Annotated in this window: 6 protein-coding genes and 1 pseudogene; 3 read left to right on the plus strand and 4 right to left on the minus strand. The window is 73.2% G+C overall.

The genetic code is table 11. The features are described 5' to 3' along the window. On the plus strand, nt 1-1089 hold a 1089-nt coding region (locus AB0J52_RS25605), incomplete at its 5' end, for an RNA polymerase sigma factor (RefSeq protein WP_500184784.1). A 52-nt stretch (nt 1090-1141) separates the two neighbouring features. Here AB0J52_RS25605 and AB0J52_RS25610 read toward each other — a convergent pair. Continuing rightward, nucleotides 1142-1459 carry a DUF6191 domain-containing protein gene (locus AB0J52_RS25610; RefSeq protein WP_500184786.1) on the minus strand — a complete coding sequence of 106 codons (318 nt, stop codon included), beginning with the start codon at nt 1457-1459 and terminating at the stop codon, nt 1142-1144. A 74-nt stretch (nt 1460-1533) separates the two neighbouring features. Continuing rightward, nucleotides 1534-2415 (minus strand): NmrA family NAD(P)-binding protein, encoded by an 882-nt coding sequence (locus AB0J52_RS25615; protein ID WP_500184787.1) that lies wholly within the window; start codon nt 2413-2415, stop codon nt 1534-1536. A 93-nt stretch (nt 2416-2508) separates the two neighbouring features. On the opposite strand from AB0J52_RS25615, the gene AB0J52_RS25620 reads away from it, so the two are divergent. Next, entirely contained in the window at nt 2509-3669 is a 1161-nt protein-coding gene (locus AB0J52_RS25620) for a LysR family transcriptional regulator (protein WP_500184788.1), read from the plus strand. Nucleotides 3670-3852: 183 nt separating this feature from the next. Here the strand turns inward: AB0J52_RS25620 and AB0J52_RS25625 are convergent, their stop codons facing one another. Beyond that, complete coding sequence (locus tag AB0J52_RS25625) at nt 3853-4548, minus strand: TetR/AcrR family transcriptional regulator (protein ID WP_500184789.1); 696 nt, start codon at nt 4546-4548, stop codon at nt 3853-3855. Between the two features lie 89 nt (nt 4549-4637). On the opposite strand from AB0J52_RS25625, the gene AB0J52_RS25630 reads away from it, so the two are divergent. Further along, complete coding sequence (locus tag AB0J52_RS25630; RefSeq protein ID WP_500184791.1) at nt 4638-5108, plus strand: nuclear transport factor 2 family protein; 471 nt, start codon at nt 4638-4640, stop codon at nt 5106-5108. Nucleotides 5109-5198: 90 nt separating this feature from the next. Here the strand turns inward: AB0J52_RS25630 and AB0J52_RS25635 are convergent. After that, nucleotides 5199-5402 (minus strand): annotated as a pseudogene (locus tag AB0J52_RS25635) (hypothetical protein); the annotation flags it as partial.

Here is a 5402-nt window from a genome sequence, read left to right on the forward strand (position 1 = left end):
GGCCGGCGGCGCGCGATCGACGCGTTCCGCCGCCGGTCCGCGCTGGACGACCGGTACGCCTCCCTGGCCCACGAACTGGGCGAGGGCGGCGTCGCGACGGGGTCCGCGCCCGCCGACCCCGTCCGCGACGCGGGCGACGTGCCATGGGATCCGGACCAGATCGACGACGACGTCCTGGCGCTGATGTTCGTCGCGTGCCACCCCGTCCTGTCGCGGGAGGCGCGGGTCGCGCTGACTCTGCGCGTCGTAGGCGGCCTGACCAGCGACGAGATCGCGCGGGCGCTGCTCGTGCCGACAGCGACCGTACAGGCCCGCATCACCCGAGCGAAGAAGACGATCGCGGCGGCGCGGGTCCCGTTCGCGCAGCCGGCGGCGGACGAGCGGGCCGAACGGCTCGGCTCGGTGCTGAGCGTCATCTACGTGATCTTCACTGAGGGGTCGTCGGCCAGCTCGGGCGGCGAGGTCATCCGGTTCGACCTGGCGGGGGAGGCGCTCCGGCTCGCGCGGGTGCTCAGCCGACTGGTCCCGGACGAGCCGGAGGCGCACGGCCTGCTGGCCCTGCTGGAACTGACCGCCGCCCGCTTCCCCGCCCGGACCGGCCCGGACGGCGCCCCGGTGCTGCTCGAACACCAGGACCGGAGCCGCTGGGACCGGTCCGCGATCCGCCGGGGCCGCGCCGCCCTCGCGCACGCCGAACGGCTCGGCCGCGGCCTGGGCGCGTACGGCCTCCAGGCCGCGATCGCCGAGTGCCATGCGGTCGCGCCGTCCGTCGAGGCGACGGACTGGGAGCGGATCGTCCTGGTTTACGAGGCGCTCGGGCGGCTCGCGCCGTCCCCGGTGGTCGAGCTGAACCGCGCGGTCGCCGTCTCGATGGCGCAGGGCCCGGCGGCCGCCCTCCCGATCGTGGACGACCTGGTCGCGGCCGGGACGCTGGGCGGCTCGCACCTGCTGCCGAGCGTCCGTGGCGAGCTTCTGACCCGCCTCGGACGCACCGCCGAGGCCCGCGCCGAACTCGAAGCCGCCGTGGAGCTCTGCGGCAACGACCGCGATCGCGCGCTGCTGCGGGGCAAGATCGACGCGCTCGCCTGACCCGGGGCCTGCTCGCCTGACCCGGGGCCTGCGCGGCTGGCCGGCGTCCTGGTCAGGTGCTCTCCGGCGGGCACCGCACGACGGCGGTGCCCGCGGCGAGGTCGATGCGGGTGCGCGGCGGCGCGCCGTCGGTCTCGTCGTCCCGCAGCATCAGAGACGAGGCGCGCTGGTCCTGCTGATGGCGGTGCGTGCCGTGGAAGAACGCGCCGAGTTCGGCGACCGCGACCGACGAGACGGGGCGTCCGGTGTCGTCCCGCCGCCAGGGCAGGCGGAGGCGCCGGTGCGCCCACCAGCCCAGATGGTCGAGGACGGCGAACGCGAGCAGCCCGAGCAGGAACCCGGGGACCGACATGAAGGCGACCAGTGCCACGTCCGACCAACGAACGCGCCGCCTTCCCGGTTGCGCCCGGCGGCCACTTCCTCGATTGCGCCCGCTGGGGTCCGTCAGGGGCGGACGGCGGGCTTCAGCTCCTCCTCACACCACTGGCGGAAGGAGGTGGGCGTGCGAGAGCCGGGGGTCCGGGGCTGGGCGTGGTAGATGCCGTCCCGGTCGACGGCGGTCATCATGTCGACCATGCCCTGCGCCCAGGCCTCCGTCATCCCGTGACCGGTCATGGCGGCCTTGTAGTCCTCGGGCGACACCTGCTGGTAGCGGATCGGGCGGCCCAGGACCTCGGACATGACGCGGGCCATGTCGTCGGCGGAGATGTCCTCGGGCCCCAGCACTTGGACGCCCTCCTGCCCGTCCCAGGTGGGTTCGAGCATGAGGCGCGCGGCGACCTCGGCGATGTCACGGGTGGCGACCGACGGCTGCTTGCGGTCGGGGGTCAGGATCGAGCTGAACATGCCCGCCGCCTCGATGGACGGGATGTTCCAGCGCATGTTCTCCATGAACCCCGGCATTTCGAGCGAGCGGTAGCGCACGCCCGTCGCCTGGATCATCTCGTCCATGACGAGGGCCCCGGAGATCTGCCCCGCGTCGCGGGCGGCTCCCCGGCCGAGCGTGGAGACGCCGACGACGCGTCCGACGCCGGTCTCGGTGATGGCCTCGCAGAACGGGCGGGTGAAGCCGTCGAAGTGGCCTTCGATGCTCGGCGCGGCCGGGTTCGGGGGGACGTTCCAGAAGACGCTGTCCGCGTTGGTGAGTGCCTTGGTCAGCACCTCCTTGTCGTAATGCGGACCCTGGACGATTTCGGCCTTCTCGTGCACGCGCGCGGGGAGGCGGGCTGGATCGCGGGCGATGACGCGGACGGCCGCGTCGGCGTCCAGGAGCCTGTCGAGAAGCGCGCGGCCGATCTGGCCGGTGGGAGTCGTGACGACGATCATCGGTGAACCTCCGTGGGGGATGCACCGATCAGCCAACCCGGAGCGGCCGAGAAGCTGAAGGACCGGTTCGGGCGCGATTGATACCGTGCCGGTATGAGTGATCTGGAGGTGCGGCAGCTCCGGTACTTCGCCGCGGTCGCGGAGGAACTCCACTTCGGCCGCGCCGCCGAACGCCTGGGGATGGCGCAGCCGCCGCTGTCCCGGGCCATCCGCGATCTGGAACGTCAACTCGGGGTCACACTGCTGGAGCGCACCACGAGGAGCGTCTCGCTGACGCCCGCAGGGGAGGTTCTCCTGTGCGACGCCCGGACGGTCCTGGAAGCGATCGGCGCAGCCGACCGGCGGGCTCGTCACGCCGGGCGGCCCCAGCCTCGGTTGCGGCTCGCGCTCAAGGCCGACGGCGACGGCGGCATGCTGCCCGCTCTCCTCGCCGCCTACCAGCGGGAGGACGCCGCGCTCCCGGTCGAGCTGGTGTGGGGCGGCCGGGGCGAGCAGCCGCAGGCCCTCCGCGACGGCCGCGCCGACGTGGCCCTGCTGCTCAGCCCGTTCGACGGCCGTGGCCTGGACTCCGAACCGCTGCGGACGGAACCGCACCTGGCCGTCCTCGCGGCGGACGACCCGCTGGCCGCGCGCACGAGCCTCGAACTGGCCGACCTGGCGGGACGCCTGCTGCCGGACGGAACACCGGTCGTGCCGCCGGACGGAGGCCCCGGTTCCCGGGGCGTGATGCCTGCCGTCCGAGGTGACGGGCCCGTCGATCGGGTCGGGGAAGCCGTCGTCCGAGGTGGGGATCCGGTCGGTCGCGGCGGGGCGTCCGCTGCCTCGGAGGGGATGCCTTGCGCCTTCGCCGCCCCGCAGGTCAGGGGGATTGATCGAGGGCTCGTCGCGGAGGCGGGCCCGAACGTGACCGACCTGACGCAGGTCTTCCAGCTGGTGGAGCTGGGCGCCGTCGTCTGCCTTCTTCCGGCCTGGGTGACGCGCGTCTATCCGCGCCCCGAGCTCGCCTACATCCCGGTGGTGGACGCCGAGCCGGCCGTCCTGTCCGTCGCCTGGCCGCGCGACGCCCGCTCGCCTGCCACGGCCGCGTTCGTGCGCGCGGCCCGGGCGGCCTTCGAGGACGCGCCTTCCACGCCTTCCACGCCCGCTTCGCCGTCGCCGTCGTCCTCGCCGTCGCCGTCGCCGTCGGCCGAGGTCGCTCCGAGCTCGTCCGGGCCCGGCGCGGGGAGTCGTCCGCATGTGGGAAGCGGGGCGTGAACACGGGCGTCGGTGGTTGACCCCCAGGTCACTCAGGTGGAAAACCTGGGGATGAGGGTGTTGAGACCCTGGTGATACAACGCTCTTTCTTGAGGTCATCGGTTGTGCACAAAAGTTATCCACAGGATGTGGACAACGAGGCGCGCCGAGAGCCTCCCGGCGTAGCGTCGAGGGTGTTCGACGTCAGGACGGGAGGCGGTCGGTGGACGATGACGATGACGGTGACGACGCGGTGGCGAGCAGCAGCCGCGCGGCCTGCTTGGCATCCTCGGCGGGGACGGGGGAGCCGGAGACGGCCGCCATGGTGATGGCTCCCTCGGCGAGGAGGGCGATGTGGGATGCGGTCGCCGGTGGGGCGCCGGCGGCTTCGGTCAACCGTCCGAGGTAGGCGCGGAAGGCTTCCTTGTGGCGGCGGGCGGCCGACGCGACTTCGGGAGACGTGGCGCCCAGCTCGCCGAAGGAGTTGACGAAGGCGCAGCCCCGGAAACCGGGCTCGCCGAACCAGCGGCCCAGCCAGTCGAACACGGCCAGCACCCGCTCCCGCGGACCGCCTCCGGTCGTCGCGACGTACTCGGCGAGGGCTTCTCGCCATCGTTCGTCCCGGCGGGCCAGGTACGCCTCGACCAGCGCCGACTTGGAGGGGAACAACTGGTAGAGCCGTCGCAGGGTCACCCCGGAAGCCGTGCGGACGGCGTCCATGCCCACAGCCTGGACACCCTGTCCGTAGAAGAGCCGCTCCGCGGCGTCCAGCACCCGCCCGCGGACGTCGTCGGCGTCCGAGGTTCGGGTGTGGGGGGCTCCGGCGTCCGGCGGCTGGGCGTGCTTCCGGTCTGAGGGCGTGCGCCCGCTCGGGGTGTGGAGGGTCTCGTTATTCGGCACGCCGCTCCCCTGGTGTGAGAACCATCGTTCTCGTACTCTAGCCGCCTGCGGTGAGAACGGCCGTTCTCGCCAGAGAGGGAGTGATCGTCATGAGTGAACGACGCGCGCCGGTGCCGCCCTTCGGCGCGGAGACGGCGGCCCGGAAGGTGCGGGCCGCCGAGGACGCGTGGAACAGCCGCGACCCCCGGCGGGTCTCGCTCGCCTACTCGGCCGGCAGCCGGTGGCGCAACCGGGCCGAGTTCGTGAACGGACGGGACGAGATCGTCGACTTCCTCACCCGCAAGTGGACCCGCGAACTCGACTACCGCCTCATCAAGGAGCTGTGGGCGTTCGGCGACGACCGGATCGCCGTCCGGTTCGCCTACGAATGGCGTGACGACTCCGGCCAGTGGTTCCGCTCCTACGGCAACGAGAACTGGGAGTTCGACGCCGACGGCCTGATGACCCACCGCCATGCCAGCATCAACGACCGGCCGATCGCCGAGGCCGACCGTCTCTTCCACTGGCCCCACGGCCCACGCCCCGACGACCACCCCGGCCTGACCGAGCTCGGCCTCTGACCAGCCCGGCCATGCCCCGACGACCATCCGGGCCTGACCGAGCTGGGCCTCTGACCAGCCCGGCCGCTCCCGTCACCGGCGGCGGGACGGTCAGTCGTCGTGGGGCGTGCGGGCGGGGACGGCCAGGAGCGCGAGGGTGAGGACGGCGGCGGCGGCGAGGACGAGGCCGCTGGACGAGAGCGTGGCGAGGGTTCCGAAGACGGCGACGCCGAGGGCGGTCCCGGTCTGCCGGGCGGCGTTGAGCGCGCCCTGCCCGGTCGCCGCCAGCCGCAGCGGGACGGCGGCGGACATGCC

The organism is Spirillospora sp. NPDC049652, assembly GCF_040675125.1.
Classification (GTDB): domain Bacteria; phylum Actinomycetota; class Actinomycetes; order Streptosporangiales; family Streptosporangiaceae; genus Spirillospora.

Bases quoted from the DNA above. Each gene is read 5' to 3' on its own strand.
- AB0J52_RS25615 (WP_500184787.1), bottom strand. From the start codon at position 2,415: ATGATCGTCGTCACGACTCCCACCGGCCAGATCGGCCGCGCGCTTCTC.
- AB0J52_RS25620 (WP_500184788.1), top strand. From the start codon at position 2,509: ATGAGTGATCTGGAGGTGCGGCAGCTCCGGTACTTCGCCGCGGTCGCG.
- AB0J52_RS25630 (WP_500184791.1), top strand. From the start codon at position 4,638: ATGAGTGAACGACGCGCGCCGGTGCCGCCCTTCGGCGCGGAGACGGCG.